The sequence below is a fragment of the Rhodococcus sp. (in: high G+C Gram-positive bacteria) genome (assembly GCF_049299235.1).
In the GTDB taxonomy this organism is placed as follows: Bacteria; Actinomycetota; Actinomycetes; order Mycobacteriales; family Mycobacteriaceae; genus Rhodococcus.
Map to the genome: position 1 here is coordinate 1 of NZ_JBAQXC010000063.1, position 23374 is coordinate 23374.

Consider the following 23374-nt stretch of genomic DNA (forward strand, 5'->3'; position numbering starts at 1 on the left):
CCGGACGGCCCGCGCGCGTCGCGCGAGCGGGCCGAACTGGAGCGATTGCGTGCCGAGGTTGCGACCTTACGGACGCGGGTAGCCGAGGTTCCACCCGAACCCGCGCCGGCCGAGCGGAAACCTCGGCACGCGTTGCGGTGGACGGCAGTGGTGATTCTGGTTGTTCTCGTTGCGCTGCTGTCGATCGCGACAGTCTCGGCGCGTTTCGTCCGCGGCGAGATCCTCGACACGGACCGATACGTCACCACGGTGACCCCACTGGCATCCGACCCGGCAATCCAGGACCAGATCGCCGCAACCGTCACCGACGAGATCTTCACCCGACTCGACGTCGAGCAACTCACCGCGAACGCGCTGTCGGCCCTGACCGACGTGGTGCCCGCGACCGAGAACGCCCCTCGACTGGACAACGCGATCGAAGGACTGGCCCCGGTGATCGCGGGCCAGGCCCGCAGTTTCGTCAACGAAACAGTGTTGTCGCTGGTCCGCAGCGACCAGTTCGACGACCTGTGGATTCAGGCGAACCGCGCTGCGCACACCGGCCTGGTCGCGGTGATGACCGGCGAGGCCGGACCGTCCTCGGTGTCCGTGGACGATTCCGGCACGGTCAGCATTTCGCTGGGTACCGTCATCGACAACGTGAAGGCACGCCTGATCGATCGCGGTTTCACATTCGCCGAGAAGATTCCGGCGATCGACAAGCAATTCGTGTTGTTCCAGTCGCCTGATCTCGTACGGGCCCAACGAGCCGTGTCCGCGTTGGACAAGGCATCCGGAATTCTCCCGTGGGTGACCATCGCCGCGGCGGTGGCCGCCGTGGTCGTCGCACCGGCAGGCCGGCGCCTGCGTGCACTCGCGTTCGTCGGGGTCGCTCTTGCGGTGGGAATGCTGATCTTGGCGATCGCGCTGATTGTCGGCCGCGCACTATATCTCGATCAGATTCCCCCGGATGTGCTGTCTCCCGATGCGGCATCCGCACTCATCGACACCGTGCTGGTGCCGTTGCGGGCGGCGCTTCGCGGCGTGGCAGTTCTCGGGCTGGTGATCGCGGTGGTCGCCTACCTGACCGGAGGTTCGGCCTCGGCCTCGGCGGTGCGCCGCGGATTCGGGCGGGGGCTCGACACCGTGCAGCGCGCACGGCGTACCCGTCCGCCGAACGAGGTGGAACTGTGGGTGGCGCGCGCACGGGTTCCGTTGCGCGTAGCGATCGTTGCGATCGGTGCGGTGATGCTCATGTTCTGGCGGTACCCCACCGGCATGGTGGTCGTGTGGATCGTGATCGGTGTGCTCCTGGCGCTGCTGGTCCTCGAGATGTTCGTACGTCCGGTACGGACATGGCACGCGCAGTCCGGTGGCGACGCGGCGCCGCCGCCGAACGCCGACGACCTCGACACCGACCTCGACGCCGACGCCGGAACACCGACCGGGTAGCCGACCGTGTCCGCCGTTGTCGACGAGGTGCCGGGTAGGGCGCGCTGGTGGGCGCGGGCCGCCGGAATCTGTGTGCTCGCGGCGATCGTCCTGCCGATCGTCGCGGCGGGCGTTCGCGGCACCGCACTGGTCGTCGTCGCCGGGATCGTCGGGGCTGCGGTCACCCTCGCCGCGATCTATTGGTTTCTCTCCCGGCGAGGAGCGCGCCGCGCCGCTGCGCTCGCCCTTGTCGTTCTCGTGCCGATCATGTTGTTGGCGTTGTACGTTCACGAGCAGCTCCTGTGGGTGGTGGTCACCGCGGGGATTCTCGTTGCGCTCGCGCTGGCCTGCGCTCACGCGGCACTTCGGATTCACCACGGCGAGACGGGGCAGCCCGAATTTCCGGCCGAACCGGTGACACAGCCGTTTCTGGTGATGAATCCGCGTTCGGGTGGCGGCAAGGTGATCCAGTTCGATCTGCAGCGCAAGGCGGAGGCGCTCGGCGCGACGGTGGTATTGCTCGACGGACCCGAACCCGTCGATGTCGAGGCGTTGGCGCTCGAGGCGGTTGCACGTGGGGCGGATTTGCTCGGCGTTGCCGGCGGCGACGGCACTCAGGCGCTCGTTGCCGGGATCGCTGCCGCACACGACCTTCCGTTCCTGGTGATCAGCGCGGGCACCCGCAACCACTTCGCGCTCGACCTCGGATTGGACCGCGACGATCCCGCTGCTTGCCTCGACGCGCTGCGTGACGGGGTCGAGTTGCACGTCGATCTGGGAGACATCAACGGCCGGACGTTCGTCAACAATGCGTCCTTCGGTGTGTATGCCGATATCGTGCAGAGCCCGCACTATCGCGACGACAAGACAGGCACCGTACTGGAGATGTTGCCGGATCTGCTCGCAGGCAGTGGTGTCGCAGGCAGTGGTGTCACAGGGTCGGGAGGAACGCGACTGCGTGCCCGCATCGACGGTGAACTCGTCGACGGCCCGCAAGCGATCCTGGTCAGCAACGGCCCGTACATCACCGACGACCTGGCGGGCATGGGCAGGCGCACCAGACTGGACCGGGGCAGGCTCGGTGTCGTGGCGATCGCCGTGACCGGCGCGCGTGAGGCGGTCGGTCTGCTCAACCGGGCGCGGAGCCGGGGTCTCGTTCAGCGGACCGCGGCCGACGTGGTCGTCGATGCCGATACTCCCGACATCCCGGTCGGTGTCGATGGTGAGTCCCTGCGCATGCCGACTCCAGTTCGGTGCACCATCGTTCCGGGTGCGCTCCGAGTGCGTGTGCCCCGCAACCGTCCTGGGGTCAAGGTTCCGGCCCCTGCCCTGGACTGGGTGCGACTGCGGGAACTGGCTCGGCCACGCCGCCGTCAGTCGTCGGGTTCGACGTCTCCCGGGGTCCGCTGACCGTCGTCCTCGCTGCCCACCGGCCGCCGCGGCAATCTGCCCGTGCCGAACAGTGCCGTCACCGCGATCAATGCGGTGACGGCGAACGCGACCTGCAGAGCCTCGAGGCGAGCGTCCGAGTTGACAGCGATGATTTCTTGTCGAGTGTCGGCATCCAGCCCGGCCTCGTCGAGGGCACTTGCGAGCTGGGTATCGGACAGGAACGGAACGCCGCCCGCAAGGTCTGTGGTCGCTTGCTGTTGCACCGATGCCGGTACCGCCGGATTGTTCTCGATTCCGGCCACGACCGACGACGTGAGGGTGCCGATCAGAATCGATCCGATCAATGCCGTACCCAACGATGCCCCGAGATTGGTCGCGGTGTTCTGTAGGCCGCCGACTTCCGCGCTCCGTGAGTCCGGCACCGCCGATACGGTGACGGCGCCCAGTTGGGACGCAAGGGCACCCAATCCCAGTCCCATCAGCAACATCGGGATCGACACCACTGCCGCGTCTGCACCGGGATCCATGCCTGCGGTGAGTATCAGGATGCCCACGATCATCGAACCGAGCCCGAAGCGGACAACGCGCTGAGGGTTCGCGTGCGGCCACAACTTGGGTATCCCGGCCGCCGCGAGTACCAACGCGATCGACAACGGCAGGATGCGGACGCCGGTCTGGATCGCGCTCAACTCGAGCACCACCGACAGGAACAACGGCACGGAGAAGAACACCCCCGCCTGCACCGCGAATTGTGCGAAGAACATGCCGAGACCGCCGGTGAGTCGCCGGTTCGTCAGCAGGTTCGGGTCGACGAGCGCTTCACGTCCCCGCTCGGTCAGGTAGTGCTGACGCCGAAGAAACAGGTAGAGCACCAGCATTCCCCCGATTACCAGCCAGATGACGGGAGACATGCCGAACACCTGCGGGGCGGTGGATTTGCCACGCACCCAACCCCATTCGCTCGACCGCAGCACTCCGTACACGACCATGGCCAGCCCGGCCACGGACAACAGCGAGCTGACCAGGTCGAGTCGGGCAGGCTGCGGAGGTACGTCCTGAACCTTCCGCAGTACCAACAGGATCAGCAGCACGACGACGACCTCACCGAAGAAGACGTACCGCCACGACGCGAACGTTGTTACTGCACCACCGAGCAACGGTCCGACCGCTACCGCCATCGCCCCAGCGGCCGCGACCATTCCGTACGCCGCAGCCCGACGTTCGGGAGGGAAGTTCGATGCGACAAGGGAAACGATCGCAGGCATGATCAGTGCCGCCCCGATGCCTTCGAGCAGCGACCAGCCAAGCAGCAGAATCCCGAGGTTGGGGGCGAGTCCGGTGACGAACGATCCGATGCCGTAGACGATCAACCCGAGGCCGAACGCCCTGCGTCGTCCCATGATGGAGCCGACCTTGCCGCCGGTGATCATCAGTGAGGCCATGACCAGGGTGTACAGGGTGATCGCGGTCTGGATGCCGGTGATCGACGTGCCGACGTCCTGCGCCACCGTGGCCATCGACACGTTCATCACCGAACTGTCGAGTGTCATGAGGAACTGACCCGACGCGAGTACAGCCAGGACCAGGGTCGATCCGGAATCGGCATTCGTGCTTGCTGGCTTCCCGACACTCATCTCGATCGCTTCCGATCCGGGCCACCGGCCCCTGTGCGAACAGTGTTCATTCAGCGGAACTGTGCTGTGCAAGTGCTCCCGAGTACAGCAGGTCGAAGGCACGGTTCGCCCGGTTTCGCGCAGAGCCGTTCCTACCCGAGATGTCCGTGCTCGCGGACAGCTGAGAGTTGGCGTGACGAAAACCGGTCGCGACGTGTCGGTGGCGTCGGGCACACTGGGCGCCGCACGACGAACCGGGCTGGACGAGACGGTCAGGAGAGGACCGATGGCAGACACCATTGTCGCAGAAGGACTGATCAAGACCTACGGGAACGTCAACGCACTGGACGGCGTAAACCTGCGGGTACCCGAAGGAACAGTGACCGCACTGCTCGGGCCGAATGGTGCGGGCAAGACCACCACGGTGCGGGTGCTGACCACGTTGCTGGTGCCGGACTCCGGTCGCGCGGAGGTCGCCGGATACGACGTCGTCGCCGATGCCCGCGCACTGCGGTCGCACATCGGCGCATCAGGGCAATACGCAGCCGTCGACGAGTACCTGACGGGCTTCGAGAACCTCGAAATGGTGGGCAGGCTCTATCATCTCGGTGCCAAACGCAGCCGGGAACGTGCCCGCGAACTGCTCGACCGATTCGATCTCGTCGAGGCGGGTGATCGCCCGGTCAAAGGTTATTCGGGCGGTATGCGCCGACGTCTCGACCTCGCTGGTGCACTCGTCGCCGAACCTCCGGTGCTGTTCCTCGACGAACCCACCACCGGCCTCGATCCACGTGCCAGGCTGGGGCTGTGGGAGGTCATCGAACAGTTGGTGGCGCGCGGCACGACGTTGCTGCTCACCACGCAGTACATGGAGGAAGCGGAGCGGCTCGCCGACGACATAGCCGTGATCGACCGCGGCCGGGTGATCGCCGAGGGAACCGCCGACGAACTCAAGAGTCTCGTGGGCAGTGAGCGTATCGAGTTGGGAATACCCGATCCGGAGCATCGCGAGATCGCGGTGCGAGAACTTGAAACAATCGCGGCGGGGCAGATCCAGGTCGACGGCGGCGCGGCTACCCTCACGATTCCCGTCGGGGCGAACCCGGCCGGTGGCGCCGAGGCACTCGTCGTCGCGTTGGGCAAGCTGTCCGCCGCGGACGTCCGCGTGGTGGACGCAGCGCTGCGCAAGCCGACCCTCGACGACGTTTTTCTCACATTGACCGGGCGTGAAGCCGACGACCGGAAGGAGTATTCGCAGTGAACACCATGCAGATGGTCGCGTCCGACGGGCTCACCATCGCCAGACGGAACGTCATCAAGATCAAACGTGTGCCCGATCTGATCGTCTTCACGATTCTCTCGCCCATCATGTTCGTGTTGCTGTTCGCGTATGTGTTCGGTAGCGCCATCGATATTCCGGGTATGTCCTACAAGGAATTCCTCATTGCCGGCATCTTCACGCAGACCGTGATCTTCGGATCCACGTGGACCGGCCTGGGCATGGTCGAGGATTTGCAGAAGGGCATCATCGACCGGTTTCGCTCCCTCCCGATGGCACCGTCCGCGGTGTTGATCGGCCGGACCACCACCGATGTGCTCATCAATGTGGTGAGCCTGATCGTGATGTCGTTGACGGGACTTGTCGTGGGCTGGCGCATCAACACGTCGCTGGGGGAGGCCGTCGCCGGATATCTGCTCCTGCTGCTGTTCGCCTACGCACTGTCGTGGGTGATGGCGGTCATCGGCATGTGGATCCGCACGCCGGAAGTGTTCAACAACGCGAGTTTCATGGTGATCTTCCCGTTGTCGTTCATAGCGAACACATTCGTCGATCCGTCGTCGATGCCGCCGGTGCTCCGCACGATCGCCGAGTGGAATCCGATGTCGGCCTTGACGCAGGCGGTGCGTGAGCTGTTCGGCAACACGAATCCGATGATGCCGCCGCCGGAGGTGTGGCCCTTGCAGAATCCGATCCTGGCCTCACTGCTGTGGACGGCGTTGATGTTGATCGTGTTCGTGCCCTTGGCGATTCGTCGCTACCAGAAGGCGGTGAGTCGCTGAGTTTCCGAGTCGGCTGAAGTTCGAATCGACGGGAACGAATCACAGCGGGCTGGTCAGCCACGGATGGTCCACACCGACCCAGCCGCCGACGAGAGCGACCGCACCCAGCACCCACAATGTGCCGAGCACGACGACACCGGTGCCGAGAGCGGCTACACCGCGCACGACCCACGACTGCCGGGAGAACCAAGCCATGAACCGGTCGTACCGGATGCGGACGGCATGCAGGATGCGGCGTGCCCAGGTGAATTCCGACGCGAGGATGCCGAGGCCGGCAAACACGATCAGCCAGCCCGGACCCGGGTAGGGGATCGCGACGATGCCGACAGCGAGCACCACGGTTCCGGCGACAGCGACCACGAAGCGGTAGACGAGGTTCTGGGTCGGCCGCAGTGCGATACCGGCCCGCCACAATTTCAGGCGGTCCTTGATGTCCGGCAGTGTGGCGGATGACGCGGGTTGTTCACTCTTCACGATCACTCCGTGTTCGTCCTTGCCGGTCGTGTCGCGCGGGTGCGATCAGCTCTCGAACAACCGATCAGTTCTAGAAAGGCCTATCGAAAGACACTGTACCGACGCCTGCTCGGAGCGTCCGTCTACCGTGCCGGCGGCGCTGGGTCTGCGTCTATGTCAGGCATGCCAAACCTTATAGACTTTCGCGATGCTTTCCCGTCCCGTCGAGACTGTCGAGACCTCACGGGTGCCGTTCGCCGCGAGCCTCGCCGCTCACGGTGACCGGACCGCCCTGATCGTCGACGGTGTCGACATCAGCTACCGCGAACTTGCCGACCAGGTCGCATCCGTCGCAGCTCGCCTCGGCGCGACCCGCAGGCTCGTCCTGATCGCCGGTGCCAACGCGCTGGACCCGATCGTCGCCTACCTGGCGGCACTGTCTGCGGGGCATCCGGTGCTCCTCGTGCCTGGCGGCAACGCCGGCACCCTCGCCGCGATGATCGAGTCCTATCGCCCCGACGTCGTCGTCGATGACGGTCGCATCGACGAATACGCCCCTGAGTCGACGCACGACCTGCATCCGGACCTGGCGCTGCTGCTGAGCACCTCGGGCTCCACCGGATCACCCAAACTGGTACGGCTGTCCCACGACAATGTGCAGGCCAACGCCGAGTCGATCGCCGCCTATCTCGACATCAGGGACACCGACCGCGCGATCACGACCCTGCCGATGCACTACTGCTACGGACTGTCGGTGCTGCACAGTCACCTGGTGCGCGGTGCGGCGGTGGTCCTCACGGACCGATCTGTCACGGAACCGGAGTTCTGGGACCTGGTTCGAGGCCACCGCGTCAGCGCCCTCGCCGGCGTCCCGTACACGTTCGACCTGCTCGATCGTGTCGGATTCGCCGACCGGGATGTGCCGTCGCTCCGGTACGTCACCCAGGCGGGCGGACGACTCGGTCCCGAACGGGTCCACGAATACGCCGAACTCGGGCGTCGCCGCGGATTCGACTTCGTCGTCATGTACGGGCAGACCGAGGCCACCGCTCGCATGGCGTACCTGCCGCCGGAACTGGCCGCGCAGTACCCGGACACCATCGGCATCCCCGTTCCGGGCGGCTCGTTCCGCATCGAGCCGGTACCGGAGTGCGACGACGGTGCCGGTGAGCTCGTCTACACCGGACCGAACGTCATGCTCGGCTACGCCACTGCGCCGGGAGATCTGGCGCTGGGCAGAGAGGTCGACGAACTGCGCACCGGTGACCTGGCGGTCCGCACCGACGCGGGACTGTATCGCATCGTCGGCCGCCGTTCCCGCTTCGCGAAGCTGTTCGGCCTTCGCATCGATCTGCACCGTGTCGACGCCGTGCTCGGTGAACACGGACTGACCGCGTGCTCTGCCGGGGGCGAACGCGACCTGATCGTCGCTGTCGAGGGCGCAGATCCGCAGCACGTCCGGGGGCTCGCCGCGCGGGCGAGCGGGTTGCCGGTGTCGGCGGTACGGGTGGTGTCGGTCGCGGAGTTGCCGCGCACCGAAAACGGCAAACCCGATTTCCGTGCCGTCGCCGCGCTCGCCGACTCCGTACCTGCGCACGGTACGGCCGACGACCGTGACGACACTCTGCCCGTCGAGGCCGGACCGGTCGACCTGTCCCGGCTACGCGCCCTCTACGCAGAACTCCTCGGGACCGACGATGTCACCGACGACAGCACCTTCGTCGGGGTCGGCGGCGACTCGTTGACGTACGTGCGGATGTCTGTGCGCCTCGAGAAGCTCTTGGGTGATCTGCCGAGCAACTGGCACACCACTTCGCTGCGCGAGCTGGCCGACGCCGCCCGCAGTCCCCGGCGCGGGCTGCGGACCGTCGAGACGAACGTGGTGATCCGGGCGTTGGCCATCGTCCTCATCGTCGGTTCGCACCTGCATCTGTTCTCGGTCGTCGGCGGGGCGCACGTACTGTTGGCGGCCGCCGGATACAACTTCGCTCGGTTCCATCTCACCGGTTCGCGTAGTGCCCGATTCCGCCGCACGCTCTCGTCCGTCGCACGCATCGCCCTGCCGAGCATGGTGTGGATCGGCGGGGTCGTCGCGCTCACCGGTGCACACCCACTGAGCAGCGTCCTTCTCCTCAACGGCGTGTTCGGGCCCGACGCGTGGACCCGAGAGTGGCGATACTGGTTCGTCGAGGCACTGGTGTACATCGTGCTGATGGTCGCCGCGCTCCTCACGATCCCGTGGATGGACGAACGAGAACGCCGCTTCCCGTTCCTGTTTCCGATGGTGCTCGTCGCGCTGGGGCTGATCACCCGCTATCAGGTGATCGGACCGCAGACCCCGACCAGCCAGATCCTGGCGTCCTATGTGGTGTTCTGGCTGTTTCCCCTCGGCTGGGCGGCGGCACGTGCGGCCGCGGTGTGGCAGCGATCGGCGGTGAGCGCGGTGGCGCTCGCGACGGTGCCGGGATTCTTCCACGACGAGCCGGAACGAACCGCACTGGTCGTGGCAGGGTTGCTGTTGCTCGTCTGGGTGCCGAAGCTGTGGTGGCCGGCGTTGCTCGTCCGACCGGTGGAGATACTCGCGAGCGCGTCGCTGTTCATCTACCTGACGCATTTCACCGTCTACCCCCACCTGCGGGACATCGACCCGTGGTTCGCGTTCGCGGCATCACTCGTGGTCGGAATCGCCTATCAGCAACTGTGGTTCGGTGCGGGATGGCTGTGGGGGAGGTGGCGCAGTCGCCGGTCCGGGGCCCTGGTCGGTCCCGGCCGGGCACCCGCAGGGCACCCGGCCGGGACCGTGCCGCTCACAGGTACGGGCGGGTGAGCAGTTCGATCGCGTGACCGGACGGGTCCTTGAAGTAGACGCCGCGGCCGCCGTGCCCGGTGTTGGTTTCTCCGGGGCACTGCATGTGCGGATCGGCCCAGTGTTCGATGCCTGCGTCGAGCAGGCGGCGGTACGCGCGGTCGAACAGGTCGTCGTCGACCAGGAACGCGTAGTGCTGCATCTGGATGTCCACCGGTGGCTCGGCGAACTGGAGCAGCACACCGTCGGCGAGCGCGATATTGGTGAACACACCCCAGGACGGTGCAGCGGGGACTTCGAGCAGTTCCCGGAAGAAACATGCAGACTCTTCGCGGTCTCGGGACGCGATGATCGTGTGGTTGAAGGTGGCGGGCACGGAGTTGTCCTAACTGTCGTTCGGTTCTCGGGGGAGGAAGTTCGTGCGGATGTACACGAATCTCCGGTGGTCCCCGGATCGAACGTCGACGGCGTTTCGCCGCCCGGACTGAGCTCAGCTCTCCACCGGATCGCCGATCCGTGTGTGGCGCAATGCCGTCCCGGTGTTCAACCGACGGACTCTACTCGTGTCGGATCGGGATGGCACCTTCTCGCGCGGCGGATCAACGTCCGTGCCGGACAGCCCACTCGTTCAACGCGGCCGAGAACTCGGTCGACATCGGCAGCGGCGCAACGATGTCGAGGCTGCTCGGCGGCACCGGTCCGAGTTCCTTCAGCAGGTGGCTGGAGGTGCCGAAGTGGCGGAAGTCCACGGACGTGTGCGCGAGTGCGTCGTGCAGAGGCCCGATCTGGTCGCAGGAAACGTTGAGGTCCTTGTCCGAGCAGGTCAGCAGCACCGAGGTCGACGCGGGAAGTTCAGCCGCGAGAACGATCGGGTTCAGTGCATCCGCTTCGGACAGGAACTTCGCATTCGCGGCGTTGAGCCCGAGTTGTGCGAGCATGGGGTGCACCTCGGAGGGAACAGTACCGGTGGCTCGCAGCGACTCGACGGTGCGCTCGAGATCGGCTCGCACGGTGGCGGCCTCGTCCGGTGGCATCTGCCCGTTCGCGGTGGCGCCGTCCAACTGCGCCGAGATCTGGGCGTGCAGCAGGTCCAGGTATCGCATCGGCAGCGGCTGGAGCAGCCCGGTACCTGCCGGCGTGACGCCCCGGTCCGCCAATGCCAGTGCGGTGAGCGCGCCTTCGCTGTGGCCGAGCACCAGCAGCCCGTCCGCGCGGACCCCGGTGTGGTCACGCAGCACGGCGGCGGCCGCGGCGGCATGGTCGACCTGATCGAGGAAGCCGTAGTCGGCGACGGCTTCCGGTGCGAGACCGCCGAGACCGGTCGCGCCGCTGCCGAACTTGTCGAAGCGCAGACTGGGGATACCGTGATCGGCCAGGATGTTCGCGATTCGGGACAAGGTGTCGGCGGCGATGCCCGGCTGGTTTCCGTTGCGATCGGTCGGGCCGCTGCCGGGCAGTAGCAGCGCCGCGGTACCGGTGACGGGATGCTCCGGTGTCCGCAGGCTGCCGAAGAAGGTGAGACCGTCCGATTCGAACGTGACCTCGGTGTCGACTCCGACCGGGGCGATCAGCGAACCGGTGTCCGGAGCGGCGGTCGCAGTCGGGGGGACTGCCGCAGCACCCAGCAACGCAGCGACAGGAACGAACGCACAGGCCAGCCACCGCTTCATGATTCGCATGGGTAAGGACCCTAGCAGTGGCGGAACACGCCGGAGAGAACCGATCGCGGCAGGCTGGGTGCCTGCCGCGATCGGGTATTCGTGTTCAGTAGGTGATGCGATCCGGCTGCCACGTGGACACCGCCCAGATGACCACGATATCGAGCGCGATGATCAGCACCGACCACCACGGGTAGTACGGTAACCACGCGAAGTTCACCAGGATCGACAGTGCGGCCAGGATGATCGCGCCGATCCTGGCCCACGTCGCACCCGTCAACAGCGCGAGACCGACGACGATGATCACCACGCCGAACACGATGTGGATCCAGCCCCATGTCGTGAGGTCGAACTTGAACGTGTACTCCACACCCACCACGAACAACTCGTTCTCCGCCACCGCGGCGATGCCCTGCAGCAACTGCAGAATGCCGACGGTGATGAGGATGACGGCTCCCGCGATCGATGTACCCGCGGCAACTTTCTGTGTGGTGCTTCCCCTGCTATCGGACACGACGGTCACCTTCCAGTCGGAAAATCCTCCCGGACCGATATTGTGCGCGCCGAACTCGTCGCTACGACGGGGTTTCCGTGAAGTTCATCCGATCTGGAGTACACCGCCCTGCGCTCAGGGCAGCAGACGGTCCATGAAACTGTTGCTGTACACCCGGTGCGGATCGAGCCGGTTGAACACCTTCCGTGCGGAATCCCAGTTCTCGTTCGACGGAACACCCTGCCGGTAGGTATCCGGAAGTGTCCCGGTGATGGCCGATTCGTCCGTGTACGGAAGGTCGGGGCCGAACGCCCAGCCCTTCGACCATTCGGGGCGGAAGGTCGAATCGCCGCCCGCGTAGCGTTGCCGCATCCACTGTTCCATCTCGCGGTAGAACGCGAACATGCCGGGAGTGCCCGGAACTCCGAGCACGTTCAGCCAGATCGCGGTGTCCCATTCGGGATGGTCGGGCCGGGGCCGCGTCGACGCGATCGTGGGCGGGCCCGCCGACGGCACCCGCACGTCGTCGGGCTGATCCAGTCCGCAGCATCGGATTTCGACCGGGCCGTTGAGCGGATACTGACCCAGCGACCGGTAGTGCTCGATCCGCTCGTGGAACCAGTTCGCGAAGTCGTGGATCACGTTCGCGATGTTCGCGCGGCTGGTGAGCACCGCACCGCCGCCCTCGGTCAGCCGCAGCGTGGTGGCCTTGATGTAGAACTGCAGGTCCTTCGACCAGCCCCAGATGTCACTCGAGTTCGTCGCCGCGAGTCCGGCGACGGTCGTACCGTAGTAGACCTGTCCGAACGACGTTGCGATGGAGGTGTTTCCGGCGGTGATCTGCCCGATCAGGTCGGTGAGTGGCTCGGGAAGATTGTCGGAGAACGGGTAGTTGTAGGGGCCGGTGACCTCGCGGGATTCGGCGGGCTTCTCCGGCGCGATCGACCAGGACTTCATCCACGGCTTCTCCGTGAACGGATACCAGATCGCTTCGGCACGACCGTCGGTACGCACGAACGATTCGAACGTGCGGCCGTCGGCACCGGCCGGAGCGAACAACTCTCGCCAGTCGATATCGGTGTAGCTGCGGCACCGCATGCGGGTATTCGCGCCGGCCTGCATCGTGACCGACGTGACGAATGTGCGGCCGAGATTGGTGAGCAGCGCGGTGATGTCCGAGTCGGAGCGTTGGTACGTGCGCAGTCCGTATTCGTTGCCGGTCCACACCACCGCTGTCATCTCGGTAACGAGATTGCTCAGGGAACCGAATGTGTTGCCGGGAATCGGTTCTTCGCCGTCGGCGGGGAGCGCCGCACCGTGTGCGTTGACGGCGAGTGCGCCGGCGATCGACAGCACGCCCGGCGCGGGAAGATTCGCCCACCCGAGACCGTGTTCCTGCAGCGCGCTGACGATCGCGTCGAGTGTGGCGCCGGCGCCTGCCGTCACCGTGGCGGGATCGCCGCCCGGTTGCACGCTCACACCGTTCAGATGAGCCATCGTGTCCGCGAGGATCACCCGGTCCACCGACTCCCCGTTGGCGACGGTCAGCGGCGTCCAGCCGTGCATGGCACCGCGCGGCCGGATCGTGTAGCCGTTTCCGTGCGCCCAATTCACCAGCCGCACCACGTCATCGGCACTCGTCGGGGTGCAGGTCCACACCGCGTCGAGCATGATTTCCTTGGACCAGTTCTGATAGGCCTGCTGGAACAGTGCGATGCCGTCGGGGAACTGCGGGGGTGCGGGCAGTGTCGTGCCCGACGATCCGAACGGAACAGCATGAACCGGGGTCCATCCACCCAGCGCGGTGGCGGCGAGCGCGCCGGCCCCCGCGGCGAGGAAGCCGCGCCGGGACAGGCGCGGCGACTGGTCACGAATCGTCATGCAGGATCTGCTTTCTCGAGGGGAAGAGGCGATCGGAACGGAAACTATGCGAAGGTGAGTACCACGTCGGCGAGCGCGGGGGCAAGATCACGTTCGACAACGGCGGCGGTGATCAGCAGACGGTCGCCGTCGCGCCAGATCCGGACGCGCAGCGTCTCGCCGGGGAAGACCACGCCCGCGAACCGGGCGCGAAAACCCTTGACGCGGGCAGCGTCACCGTCGAGGGCCGTGTCGGTCGCGGCCTTGCAGACGATTCCGTAGGTGCACAGGCCGTGCAGGATCGGAGCGGGGAAGCCGGCGCCCTTCGCGAACTCCGGATCCGAATGCAGCGGGTTGCGGTCGCCGCACAGACGGTACAGCAGCGCCTGCTGCGGGAGCGTCGGAACGTCCACCTCGACATCGGGTTCCCGGTCGGGGAATTCGACGGACTCCGACGGCCCGCGTTCGCCACCGAAGCCACCTTCACCGCGAGCGAAGATCGACGACCGTGCGGTCCACAGTGGGTTGCCGTCGGGATCGACGGTGGTCGACTCCTGCACGATCACCGCGGCCTTGCCCTTGTCCCACACCTCGGCGATGCGAGTGGTGGTGCGGCCCTTGCCGTCCGACGGGATCGGCCCGTGTACGACGACCTCCTGGCTGCCGTGCACAACCTTCGCGAGATCGATTTCGACACCGGGGAAGGAGACCTTCGGCGGCTCGGCGGCATGGAAGGTCGCGGCGACCGTCGCGAACGTCGGGAGCACCTGGGACTGCCCGTCACGCAGGTAACGCAGCTCCGACGGGTCGGTTGGTCGTGCACCGGCGCCGAGCCCGAGGTGGTAGAGCTGCACCTCGCTGCTGGTCCAGGCGAATTCCTGGGAGGGAAGTTCGGCACCGATGGCGATGGAGGGATCGATAGGCACGCGGGATCCTTTCTGGCTGCGGCTCCGGTGGGGAGCCGCATGGTTGGCGGGGCCCTTCCGGCCTCGGCGAGCGCAGACTAGTGCTGTTCCGCGGCTTCCGTGACGGGCTCTCCCGATGACTGGGCATCGCCGCGCAGAATGTCGAGTACCGCGAGGTATGCGAACGTCATCGCGGGTCCGATCGTCGCGCCGGGACCGGCGTAGGTGTGGCCCATCACCGGGGAGCTGACATTGCCCGCCGCGTAGAGGCCCGCGATGACGGTGCCGTCTTCGCGGAGCACCCGGGCGTCGACATCGGTGGCAAGCCCGCCCTTGGTGCCGAGATCGCCGGGAACGACCCGGAACGCGTAGAACGGGGCCTTGCCGATGACCCCGAGGCTCGGGTTCGGCTTGTTCAGCGGATCGCCGTAGTAGTGGTCGTACTGGGATTCACCGCGACCGAAGTCCTCGTCCTTGCCGCTGCGCGCGAAACCGTTGAATCGTTCGACGGTCTCGGTGAGGGCCTCGGCGGGCACGCCGATCTGCTCGGCGAGTTCGGCGACCGAACCTGCCTTGACGAGCACGCCGGCCTTGAGCCATCGGCCGGGGAAGGGGGTGCGCGGGGTGATTCCGGCGAACGTGTAGCGGTTGCGGTAGCGCTGATCGAGGATCAGCCATGCCGGGATGTTCTCGCCGGGACCGTCGCCGCGACCGTGGGTTCCGCCGTACATCGAGTGGGTTGCCTCGACGTAGGGGGCCGATTCGTTCCCGAAGCGCTTGCCGGAGGCGTTGACCATGATGCAACCGGGCAGGCTGCGCTCGGACAGCGCGAACCAGGGGCCACCGGTCAGCGGGAAGGACGGCCCCCACCAGGCGTCGTCCATGAAGTCCACCGCGCCGCCGACGGCCTGGCCGGCGAGGATGCCGTCGCCGGTGTTGGCCTTGGCGCCGACGGTCCATTCCGTGCCGATCGGGGCCCGCTGGTACTGCTTGCGCATCTCGTCGTTGTGTTCGAAGCCGCCGCTGGCGAGGATGACGCCCTTGCGTGCGCGGATGGTCTGCTCTTCCCCGTTCGCGACGACCTTGACGCCGCGAACGACGCCGTCCTCGACGATCAGATCGGTCAGCGCGGTGTTCAGCAGCAGCGGAACATTCGCGTCCCGCAGGCCGATCCGCAGGCCGGCCATGAGCGCCTGACCGCGGACGAGCAGATGCTTCTTGGTGAGATTCGCCCACAGGAAGCGGGCGCCGACCTTCATGGCGCGCAGCGGTCCGCGCGGATTGCGCATGAGGAGGTTGAGCCACTTGTAGTCGGCCTGGGTGATGACGAAGTTCTTCGGCGCCCGCGCGTAGTCGGGTTCGAGGGTCGCGAGATCCTCGCCGAGTCGGCGGCCCTCGAACGGGCTGGGTTCCACCGAACGGCCACCGGCGCGTCCGCCCGGCGCCTCTGGGTAGTAGTCGGAATATCCTGGAACCCACTGGAGTTCGAGGGCGCTGTGCTTCTGGACGAACGAGAGCATTTCGGGGCCGCGGTCGATGTAGGTGTCGATCTTTTCGGCGGGCACCACGTCGCCGATGATGCTGTGCAGGTAGGTGCGGGCGGCTTCGGGGGTGTCCTCGACTCCGGCGGATTTCAGCGCGTCGTTGTTGGGGATCCAGACGCCACCGCCGGAGCGGGCGCTCGAGCCGCCGTAGCGGGCGGCCTTCTCGATCACGACGACACTCGCGCCCTTGTTGGCGGCGGTGATCGCGGCAGTCATGCCGCCGGCACCACTGCCGACGACGACGATGTCGTACTCCTGCATGCTCATGTAGAACACGTTATAGAATTGGGTCTGTCGAGTCCATCCTTTCCGGCCAGATTGTCTGGCCGGTGGGGGCATTCGTGCTCAGAAGCGGGTGATGGGAACCTCCGCCCGGTCCGACCGGACGAAGATTCCCATCACCGCGTCGTAGTCGCCGCGCGGATTACCGGGGGACGGGCAGGGAACCGTCGACCACCGCCTGCGCGATGCTGGCCCGCAGGTTGGGGCAGCCCTCGCGGGGCGTGTCGGATCGGTCGGTGTCACGAAATACCGGGCACGTCACGTTCGGGTCGCTCTGCCATTGCACGCTGGTCTGACGAAAGCTGTTCTTCCGCACCAGAACACATGTTCCGCAACTGTGGCACGCGACCTCGCTGAGGCCCGAATCCAGATAGTTGATCTTGTCGATGGCGGTCTGGGTGGCGATCGCCTCGACTCGGTCCGGCTGATCCGCGAAACTCGGAGACTTGGCCCACGTGCTGGGTCGGGTCGAGGCGCTCATCGTCAGACCTCCGCGTCCTGCTTCTTCTCGGCCTCGGCGGCCTTGCGGGCCATGTTCTCGGCCACCTCGGCCTCCCAGGCCTCGTTGGCCTTAGCGGTATCGACCTCGAACTCGAAGCGCTGGGTCATCTTGTCGGTGACGTCGGCGGCGTCGACGTAGAACTGGTCGTACCAGCGGCGCATCTGGTAGACCGGACCGTCCTCCTCGCACAGCAGCGGATTCTCGATCTTGGTCTTGTTCTTCCAGATCTCGACGTCCTGCAGGAAGCCCTCGCCGATACCTTCGGTGAACTTGGCCGCCATCTTGTCCGACTGCTCGTTGCTCATGCCCTCCGGCCGCTTGACGATGATGCCGTACTGCAGCATGAACGAGTCCTGCGTGATCGGGTAGTGGCAGTTGATCAGCACCGACTCGACCTTGTAGCCGCCGTAGCTGTTGGTCATCGGGTTGATCATGTAGGCGGGCCCGTAGTAGGCCGCGTACGACTCGAGGGTCGATTCCAGGCCGTACTGGGTGGACATGCCCTTGTCCGGGCGACCCCGCGTGTTGAGGAACTGCTCCGCCACGTGGCCTTCGAAGACGTTCTTGAAGAACGTCGGGAACGCGTAGTGGATGTAGAAGAAGTGCGCCATGTCGACGACGTTGTCGACGATCTCTCGGCAGTTGGATCCCTCGATGAGGATCTCGTTCCACGTCCAGTCGGTCCACTCGTCGGTGCCGTACTGCTCGATGTCCGGGAGCGTGACCTCGGGCGGGGGCGGGTTGCCCTCGGGGTCGTTCCAGACGAAGAGTTGGCCGTGCTTCTCGGTGGTGACCCAGGCGCGGGTCCGCGCGAGTGGCGGTACGCGGCGGGCGTAGGGAATGTCGGCGCACTTTCCGGTGCCGTTCCAGCGCCAGTCGTGGAACGGGCACGCGATGTTGTCGCCCTTGACCTCGCCCTGAGACAGGTCGCCGCCCATGTGCCGGCAATAGGCGTCCAGGATCTTGATGTCGCCGTTGGTGTCGGCCCAGACGACAAGTTTGGTGCCGAACGCCTGGACGGAATGGGGCTTGCCGTCCCTGAACGTCTTGCTCAGGCCGAGGCAGTGCCAGCCTCGGGCGTACCGCGTCCGGGCTTCTCCGATGTCGATCTCGCGAATCGGTGCCATGTCCCCTCACTTCCCTTCGGATTGCTACTAGAACACGTTATAGAAGTTCTGCCCGTTCCGGAAGTGATCGGGGGCTTTCGTCCCGATGAAAGCACGCCGACCTGCGAAAGAACGCTGCTCTCGACAGAAACAGGAACGTGTTCTAGTCTCGAAACAAGCGATCAATTCCGGAGCAGACGGGAGCGTCCAGTGGGCGACCACGACAGCCACGAGGTACTGCAGCGCATCGAAGCGTTGCTCCCTTCCTTTCGGGAACGCGCGCAGGAGACCGAAGACCTCCGCCGCATCCCCGACGACTCGATCAAGGCGCTTCAAGAGGCCGGCTTCTTCAAGCTGGTTCAGCCGTCCCAGTGGGGCGGATACGAGTGTGATCCGGTGACCTTCTACACGGCGGTCCGCAACATCGCCACCGCGTGCGGCTCGACCGGATGGGTCGCCGGCATCATCGGCATCCACAACTGGCACCTCGCGCTGTTCTCCCAGCAGGCGCAGGAAGATGTGTGGGGCGAGGACCCGGACGTGCGGATCTCCTCGTCGTACGCGCCGATGGGTGCGGGCGAGGTCGTCGACGGCGGCTACAAGGTCAACGGTGCCTGGGCCTGGTCGTCCGGTTCCGATCACGCGACCTGGGTCGTCGTCGGCGGACCGGTCATCAAGGACGGCCGCCCGGTCGACTTCGGTAGCTTCCTCATCCCGCGCTCGGACTACGAGATCGACGACGTGTGGAACGTCGTGGGCCTGCGCGGCACGGGATCGAACACGGTCGTCGTCAAGGACGTGTTCGTGCCCCGGCATCGCTTCCTCAGCTTCAAGGCCATGAACGACCTGGCATCGCCGGGTCTCGAGGTCAACACCGCGCCCGTCTACAAGATGCCCTGGGGCAGCATCCATCCGACGACCATCTCCACGCCCATCGTCGGCATGGCATACGGCGCCTATGACGCCCACGTCGAGCATCAGGGCAAGCGCGTGCGCGCCGCCTACGCGGGTGAGAAGGCCAAGGACGATCCGTTCGCCAAGGTTCGCGTTGCCGAGGCCGCCAGCGACATCGACGCCGCGTGGCGTCAACTCTCCGGCAACATCGCCGACGAATACGCATTCCTCTTGGCGGGCAAGGACATTCCGATCGAGCTGCGTCTGCGTGCCCGTCGCGACCAGGTGCGTGCCACCGGACGTGCGATCGCGTCGATCGACCGGCTCTTCGAGAACTCCGGTGCGACCGCCCTCGCCAACGGCACTCCGATCCAGCGCTTCTGGCGTGACGCCCACGCCGGGCGCGTGCACGCCGCGAACGACGCCGAGCGCGCCTACGTCATGTTCGGTGGCGCCGAATTCGGTCTGCCGCTCACGGACACGATGGTCTAGGGGCGGTCGATGACGGCGACAGAAGAGCTCACCTACGAGTCCACCTCGCGCTTCGCGCAGGTCCGTCCGGACCTGAAGCTGCACTACCACGAGGCCGGCGTCGGCAACGGACCGACGATCGTGCTGCTGCACGGCGGCGGTCCGGGCGCGTCCTCGTGGTCGAACTTCTCCAAGAACATTCCGGTGCTCGCGGAGCAGTTCCATGTCCTCGCCGTGGATCAGCCCGGCTACGGGCAATCCGACAAGCCCACCGACCACCCGCAGTACTTCGTGCACAGCTCGTCGGCGCTTGCGGACCTGCTGAACACGCTCGGTATCACCGAACGTGTTCACCTGCTGGGTAATTCGCTCGGTGGCGGCGCCGCAGTGCGGTTCGCGCTGGACTATCCCGACCGGGCCGGACGCCTCGTGCTCATGGGGCCGGGCGGACTGAGCGTCAACCTGTTCGCCCCGGACCCGACCGAAGGCGTGCGGAACCTCGGCAAGTTCAGCTACCAGCCGACCCGCGAGAACCTCGAGGCGTTCCTGCGCATCATGGTGTTCGACCAGTCGCTGGTCACCCCGGAATTGATCGACGAGCGTTTCGCTGCGGCGAGCACACCGGAGTCGCTGGCGGCGGCGAAGGCAATGGGCAAGTCCTTCTCCAGCGGCGAGTTCGAGAAGGGCATGCTCTGGCGCGAGGCCTACAAGCTGCGTCAGCGCGTCCTGCTGATCTGGGGCCGTGAGGATCGGGTCAACCCGCTCGACGGGGCGCTCGTTGCCCTGAAGATGATTCCGCGCGCGCAACTGCATGTGTTCGGCGGATGCGGGCACTGGGCGCAACTCGAGAAGTTCGACGAGTTCAACCGTCTCGCAACCGACTTCCTGACCGAGGGCGGCAACTGATGAGCATCCGCGCACTGGCCTATCTGCGCATCGAAACCACCGACATGGCGGCCTGGCGCGAGTACGGGCTCAAGGTTCTCGGCATGGTCGAAGGCAAGGGCGCCGATCCGGAGTCGCTGTACCTGCGGATGGACGACTATCCGGCTCGCCTCGTCATCGTTCCCGGCGAGCGCGACGGGTTGTTCTCGTCCGGGTGGGAATGCGCGAACGCCGAAGGACTGCAGGAGATTCGCGAACGACTCGCGAAGGCGGACTGGGAGTTCGAAGAGGGCAGCAAGGCCGAAGCCGCCGAGCGCAATGTCGTCGAGTTCATCAAGACCCGCGACGCCTCCGGATCGCGGCTGGAGATCTTCCACACCATCGCCCTGCAACACCGGCGCATCGTGAGCCCCTACGGCCACAAGTTCGTCACCGGCGAACAGGGACTCGGCCATGTCGTTCTCGCCACGAAGGACGACGAGGCAGACCTCGAATTCTACCGGGATGTACTCGGATTCAAGCTGCGCGACTCGATGCGGCTTCCTCCACAGGTTGTCGGACGGCCCGCCGACGGTGATCCGGCGTGGTTGCGCTTCCTCGGCTGCAACCCGCGTCACCACAGTCTCGCGTTCGCGCCGTTGCCGAACCCCAGTGGGATCGTGCACCTGATGGTGGAGGTGGAGAACTCCGACGATGTCGGCCTGTGCCTCGACCGTGCGATGCGCAAGAAGGTCAAGATGTCCGCCAGCCTCGGCAGGCACGTCAACGACCTGATGCTGTCCTTCTACATGAAGACTCCTGGTGGCTTCGACATCGAATACGGCTGCGAGGGACTCGAAGTGGAGGACGAGACGTGGATCGCCCGAGAGAGCACCGCGGTGAGCTTGTGGGGTCACGACTTCACGGTGGGATTCAAGTAATGACCGGCAGCGAATCGGGTTCCGGCGCGGGCATCGACCCTCGCCGGTTCCGGAACGTCCTCGGGCAGTTCTGCACCGGTGTCACGATCATCACCACCGTCGAGGACGGGCACCCGGTCGGTTTTGCGTGCCAGTCGTTCGCGGCATTGTCGCTCGAACCGCCCCTCGTGCTGTTCTGCCCCACCAAGGCGTCCCGGTCGTGGGCGTCGATCGAACGCTCCGGCCGGTTCTGTGTCAACGTCCTCGCCGAGGAGCAGCAGGATACGTGTGCCCGCTTCGGTTCCCGCGAACCCGACAAGTTCGCCGGCATCGACTGGACGCCGTCACCGCTGGGGTCACCGATCCTCACCGGTTCGCTCGCTCACATCGACTGCACCGTCGACTCGGTGCACGACGGCGGCGACCACTGGGTGGTGTTCGGTCGTGTCGATTCCCTGAGCGAAATCCGCGACGACAACGAACGTCCGCTGCTGTTCTACCGGGGTCAGTACACCGGCATCGAACCGGAGAAGACGGTGCCGGCGCCGTGGCGCGACGATCTCGAGGCGTTCCTCACGACGGCCTCCGAGGACACCTGGCTCTAGATTCACTCGGTGACGGTGCGGGTGCCGCACCGTCACCGAGTTTACTTCCGGGGCACGCGCCCCATCAGGTAGAACTCGGGGTTGGGCGTCATTCCCGTCACGCTCGCCATGCGGTTGCTCAACCCGAAGAACGCGGTGATTGCGGTGATGTCCCACGCATCCTCGTCGGTGAACCCGTGGGCATGCAGTGCGGTGAAGTCGTCGTCGGCGACCTCGTGCGAGGCGGCGTTGACCTTGCCGGCGAAGTCGAGCATCGCGCGCTGACGGGGCGTGATATCGGCGAGGCGGTAGTTCACCGCGACCTGATCGGCGACCGTCGGCTTCTTCTCGTAGATGCGAAGGATCGCGCCGTGTGCGACGACGCAGTACAGGCACTTGTTCGCCGCCGAGATGGTGGTCACGATCATCTCGCGATCACCCTTCGTCAGACCTGATTCCTCGCGCAGCATGATCGCGTCGTGGTACGCGAAGAAGGCCCGCCACTCGGCGGGTCGGCGCGCGAAGGCCAGGAATACGTTCGGGACGAAGCCCGACTTGTCCTGCACCTCGAGGATGCGTTCGACGATGTCCTCGGGCAGGTCCGCGAGGTCGGGAAGTGGATAGCGTTCGCTCACATCCTGAAAGTTAATCGCTATTAACCGAACTGTCCAGTGTGTGAGGCGGGTGCGCTCGGCAGGGGAGTGCTACGGGCCCGCGATCTCGACGGCATCCGAGAAGGTCATCGCCAGGTTTCCGATCGTCGACGACACCAGTGCACGTTTCGGCAGTCCCAGCGCCTTCAGTTCCTCGGCGATCGGATGCGTTCCCAGCCGTAGCGTGGCGCCTCCGATGCGACTGCGGAACCCCGCCGGATTCATGTCCCAGCTCGTGCGACGGGTCACCGCGTCCAGGAACGAATAGGCCGCGACGGATGCGGTCGTACCCGACCCGGGAAGCGAAAACCCGGGAGCGACACTCAGTTCCGCGATGAGCTGCCCCTCCTCGGAGACAGACGCGCGTTTGGTGGCACTGTGGTGGTCGGTACCGAAGTCGGCGAGGGACTTCGGGAATCCCCAGATGCCGCGGCCCGCGGCGAGCGTGAAATCTCCGTCGACGGGCAACCGGTGGATCAGTGCGCCCGCCCCGCCCGAGGTGAGCTCGCGCAGGTCCTGCAGCACTGTCCCGCCCCGCCGAGTGTGGTCGCGGACAAGGAAACACACGCCGAATTCGTTGTAAGGACCCAGGTCTCCGTCGATGTAGTCGACGAACACGAGGGTGCAGATACCGCGCCCGGGTCGGTAGCGCAGAATCTCGAGACCGCTGTCCGCGATCATTGCCTGTGCGGGTGCGGTCGGCACCGAATACATGGCCATGAACGCGGTCGCGGCCCGAACCCGCACGGGCATCGCAACCTCCTTGCCGAGTACGACCTGACTTAGGACATTACTGACCAGTAGATCAATTCTCGATGCCGTGACCTGCGAGTTCACGTGTTCCGGAAGCCGGTTCGGGGCACTAAGCAGGTAGGGTCCAGGCGTGACGTACGTGCGGAAGGT

At 65.9% G+C, this 23374-nt stretch carries 21 protein-coding genes; 9 read left to right on the forward strand and 12 right to left on the reverse strand.

From position 1 onward, the window contains the following. Together WAX14_RS03335 and WAX14_RS03340 are read left to right on the forward strand one after the other, a co-directional pair. Window positions 1-1431, forward strand: a 1431-nt coding sequence (locus WAX14_RS03335; protein WP_422626673.1) for a hypothetical protein, incomplete at its 5' end; no start/stop codon positions are given. A gap of 6 nt (window positions 1432-1437) precedes the next feature. Continuing rightward, window positions 1438-2820, forward strand: a complete 1383-nt coding sequence (locus tag WAX14_RS03340) for a diacylglycerol/lipid kinase family protein (protein WP_422626674.1) — start codon at window positions 1438-1440, stop codon at window positions 2818-2820. On the opposite strand, the gene WAX14_RS03345 is transcribed toward WAX14_RS03340, so the two are convergent. Further along, window positions 2784-4436, reverse strand: a complete 1653-nt coding sequence (locus WAX14_RS03345) for an MFS transporter (RefSeq protein WP_422626675.1) — start codon at window positions 4434-4436, stop codon at window positions 2784-2786. The two genes, WAX14_RS03340 and WAX14_RS03345, sit on opposite strands and share 37 nt — an antisense overlap. A gap of 265 nt (window positions 4437-4701) precedes the next feature. Between WAX14_RS03345 and WAX14_RS03350 the strand changes: the two genes are divergently transcribed. Together WAX14_RS03350 and WAX14_RS03355 are read left to right on the forward strand one after the other, a co-directional pair. Further along, window positions 4702-5676 (forward strand): ATP-binding cassette domain-containing protein, encoded by a 975-nt coding sequence (locus WAX14_RS03350; protein WP_422626676.1) that lies wholly within the window; start codon window positions 4702-4704, stop codon window positions 5674-5676. A 5-nt stretch (window positions 5677-5681) separates the two neighbouring features. Next, on the forward strand, window positions 5682-6476 hold the full coding sequence (locus WAX14_RS03355) for an ABC transporter permease (protein WP_422626692.1): 795 nt from the start codon (window positions 5682-5684) through the stop codon (window positions 6474-6476). A 39-nt stretch (window positions 6477-6515) separates the two neighbouring features. Here the strand turns inward: WAX14_RS03355 and WAX14_RS03360 are convergent, their stop codons facing one another. Next, window positions 6516-6917 carry a TIGR02611 family protein gene (locus tag WAX14_RS03360; RefSeq protein WP_422626693.1) on the reverse strand — a complete coding sequence of 134 codons (402 nt, stop codon included), beginning with the start codon at window positions 6915-6917 and terminating at the stop codon, window positions 6516-6518. Window positions 6918-7137: 220 nt separating this feature from the next. On the opposite strand from WAX14_RS03360, the gene WAX14_RS03365 reads away from it, so the two are divergent. Next, window positions 7138-9756, forward strand: a complete 2619-nt coding sequence (locus WAX14_RS03365) for an AMP-binding protein (protein ID WP_422626677.1) — start codon at window positions 7138-7140, stop codon at window positions 9754-9756. Here the strand turns inward: WAX14_RS03365 and WAX14_RS03370 are convergent. The 8 genes from WAX14_RS03370 to WAX14_RS03405 all read right to left on the reverse strand — a co-directional run bounded on the left by WAX14_RS03370 (window position 9737) and on the right by WAX14_RS03405 (window position 18106). Continuing rightward, window positions 9737-10111 (reverse strand): VOC family protein, encoded by a 375-nt coding sequence (locus WAX14_RS03370; RefSeq protein WP_422626678.1) that lies wholly within the window; start codon window positions 10109-10111, stop codon window positions 9737-9739. The genes WAX14_RS03365 and WAX14_RS03370 overlap by 20 nt on opposite strands. Before the next feature lie 223 nt (window positions 10112-10334). Beyond that, window positions 10335-11414, reverse strand: a complete 1080-nt coding sequence (locus tag WAX14_RS03375) for an alpha/beta hydrolase (protein ID WP_422626679.1) — start codon at window positions 11412-11414, stop codon at window positions 10335-10337. An 85-nt stretch (window positions 11415-11499) separates the two neighbouring features. Beyond that, entirely contained in the window at window positions 11500-11907 is a 408-nt protein-coding gene (locus tag WAX14_RS03380; protein ID WP_422626680.1) for a DUF7144 family membrane protein, read from the reverse strand. A gap of 114 nt (window positions 11908-12021) precedes the next feature. Next, window positions 12022-13767 (reverse strand): cholesterol oxidase substrate-binding domain-containing protein, encoded by a 1746-nt coding sequence (locus WAX14_RS03385; protein WP_422626681.1) that lies wholly within the window; start codon window positions 13765-13767, stop codon window positions 12022-12024. A gap of 44 nt (window positions 13768-13811) precedes the next feature. Continuing rightward, on the reverse strand, window positions 13812-14672 hold the full coding sequence (locus WAX14_RS03390) for a MaoC/PaaZ C-terminal domain-containing protein (RefSeq protein ID WP_422626682.1): 861 nt from the start codon (window positions 14670-14672) through the stop codon (window positions 13812-13814). Between the two features lie 77 nt (window positions 14673-14749). After that, entirely contained in the window at window positions 14750-16462 is a 1713-nt protein-coding gene (kstD, locus tag WAX14_RS03395; protein WP_422626683.1) for a 3-oxosteroid 1-dehydrogenase, read from the reverse strand. A gap of 157 nt (window positions 16463-16619) precedes the next feature. Next, complete coding sequence (locus WAX14_RS03400) at window positions 16620-16958, reverse strand: hypothetical protein (RefSeq protein ID WP_422626684.1); 339 nt, start codon at window positions 16956-16958, stop codon at window positions 16620-16622. Between the two features lie 2 nt (window positions 16959-16960). Then, window positions 16961-18106 carry a Rieske 2Fe-2S domain-containing protein gene (locus WAX14_RS03405; protein ID WP_422626685.1) on the reverse strand — a complete coding sequence of 382 codons (1146 nt, stop codon included), beginning with the start codon at window positions 18104-18106 and terminating at the stop codon, window positions 16961-16963. A 189-nt stretch (window positions 18107-18295) separates the two neighbouring features. Here WAX14_RS03405 and hsaA point away from each other — a divergent pair, with 189 nt between their 5' ends. From hsaA to hsaB, 4 genes are read left to right on the forward strand one after another with little or no spacing between them, the layout of a single operon-like run. Next, window positions 18296-19471, forward strand: coding sequence for a 3-hydroxy-9,10-secoandrosta-1,3,5(10)-triene-9,17-dione monooxygenase oxygenase subunit (gene hsaA, locus WAX14_RS03410; RefSeq protein WP_422626686.1), 1176 nt, complete (start codon window positions 18296-18298; stop codon window positions 19469-19471). A 9-nt stretch (window positions 19472-19480) separates the two neighbouring features. Further along, the gene (hsaD, locus tag WAX14_RS03415) at window positions 19481-20356 is read left to right on the forward strand and encodes a 4,5:9,10-diseco-3-hydroxy-5,9,17-trioxoandrosta-1(10),2-diene-4-oate hydrolase (RefSeq protein WP_422626687.1); all 876 of its coding nucleotides are present in this window, start codon (window positions 19481-19483) and stop codon (window positions 20354-20356) included. Next, window positions 20356-21255, forward strand: coding sequence for an iron-dependent extradiol dioxygenase HsaC (gene hsaC, locus WAX14_RS03420; RefSeq protein WP_422626688.1), 900 nt, complete (start codon window positions 20356-20358; stop codon window positions 21253-21255). Before hsaD ends, hsaC begins: the two co-directional genes overlap by 1 nt. Continuing rightward, window positions 21255-21839, forward strand: a complete 585-nt coding sequence (hsaB, locus tag WAX14_RS03425) for a 3-hydroxy-9,10-secoandrosta-1,3,5(10)-triene-9,17-dione monooxygenase reductase subunit (RefSeq protein WP_422626689.1) — start codon at window positions 21255-21257, stop codon at window positions 21837-21839. The genes hsaC and hsaB overlap by 1 nt, the downstream gene beginning before the upstream one ends. A 41-nt stretch (window positions 21840-21880) precedes the next feature. On the opposite strand, the gene WAX14_RS03430 is transcribed toward hsaB, so the two are convergent. Beyond that, a complete protein-coding gene (locus WAX14_RS03430) occupies window positions 21881-22453 on the reverse strand; it encodes a peroxidase-related enzyme (RefSeq protein WP_422626690.1) in 573 nt (190 codons plus the stop codon). A gap of 69 nt (window positions 22454-22522) precedes the next feature. Then, on the reverse strand, window positions 22523-23224 hold the full coding sequence (locus tag WAX14_RS03435; protein WP_422626691.1) for an acetoacetate decarboxylase family protein: 702 nt from the start codon (window positions 23222-23224) through the stop codon (window positions 22523-22525). Between the last annotated feature and the right edge of the window lie 150 nt (window positions 23225-23374).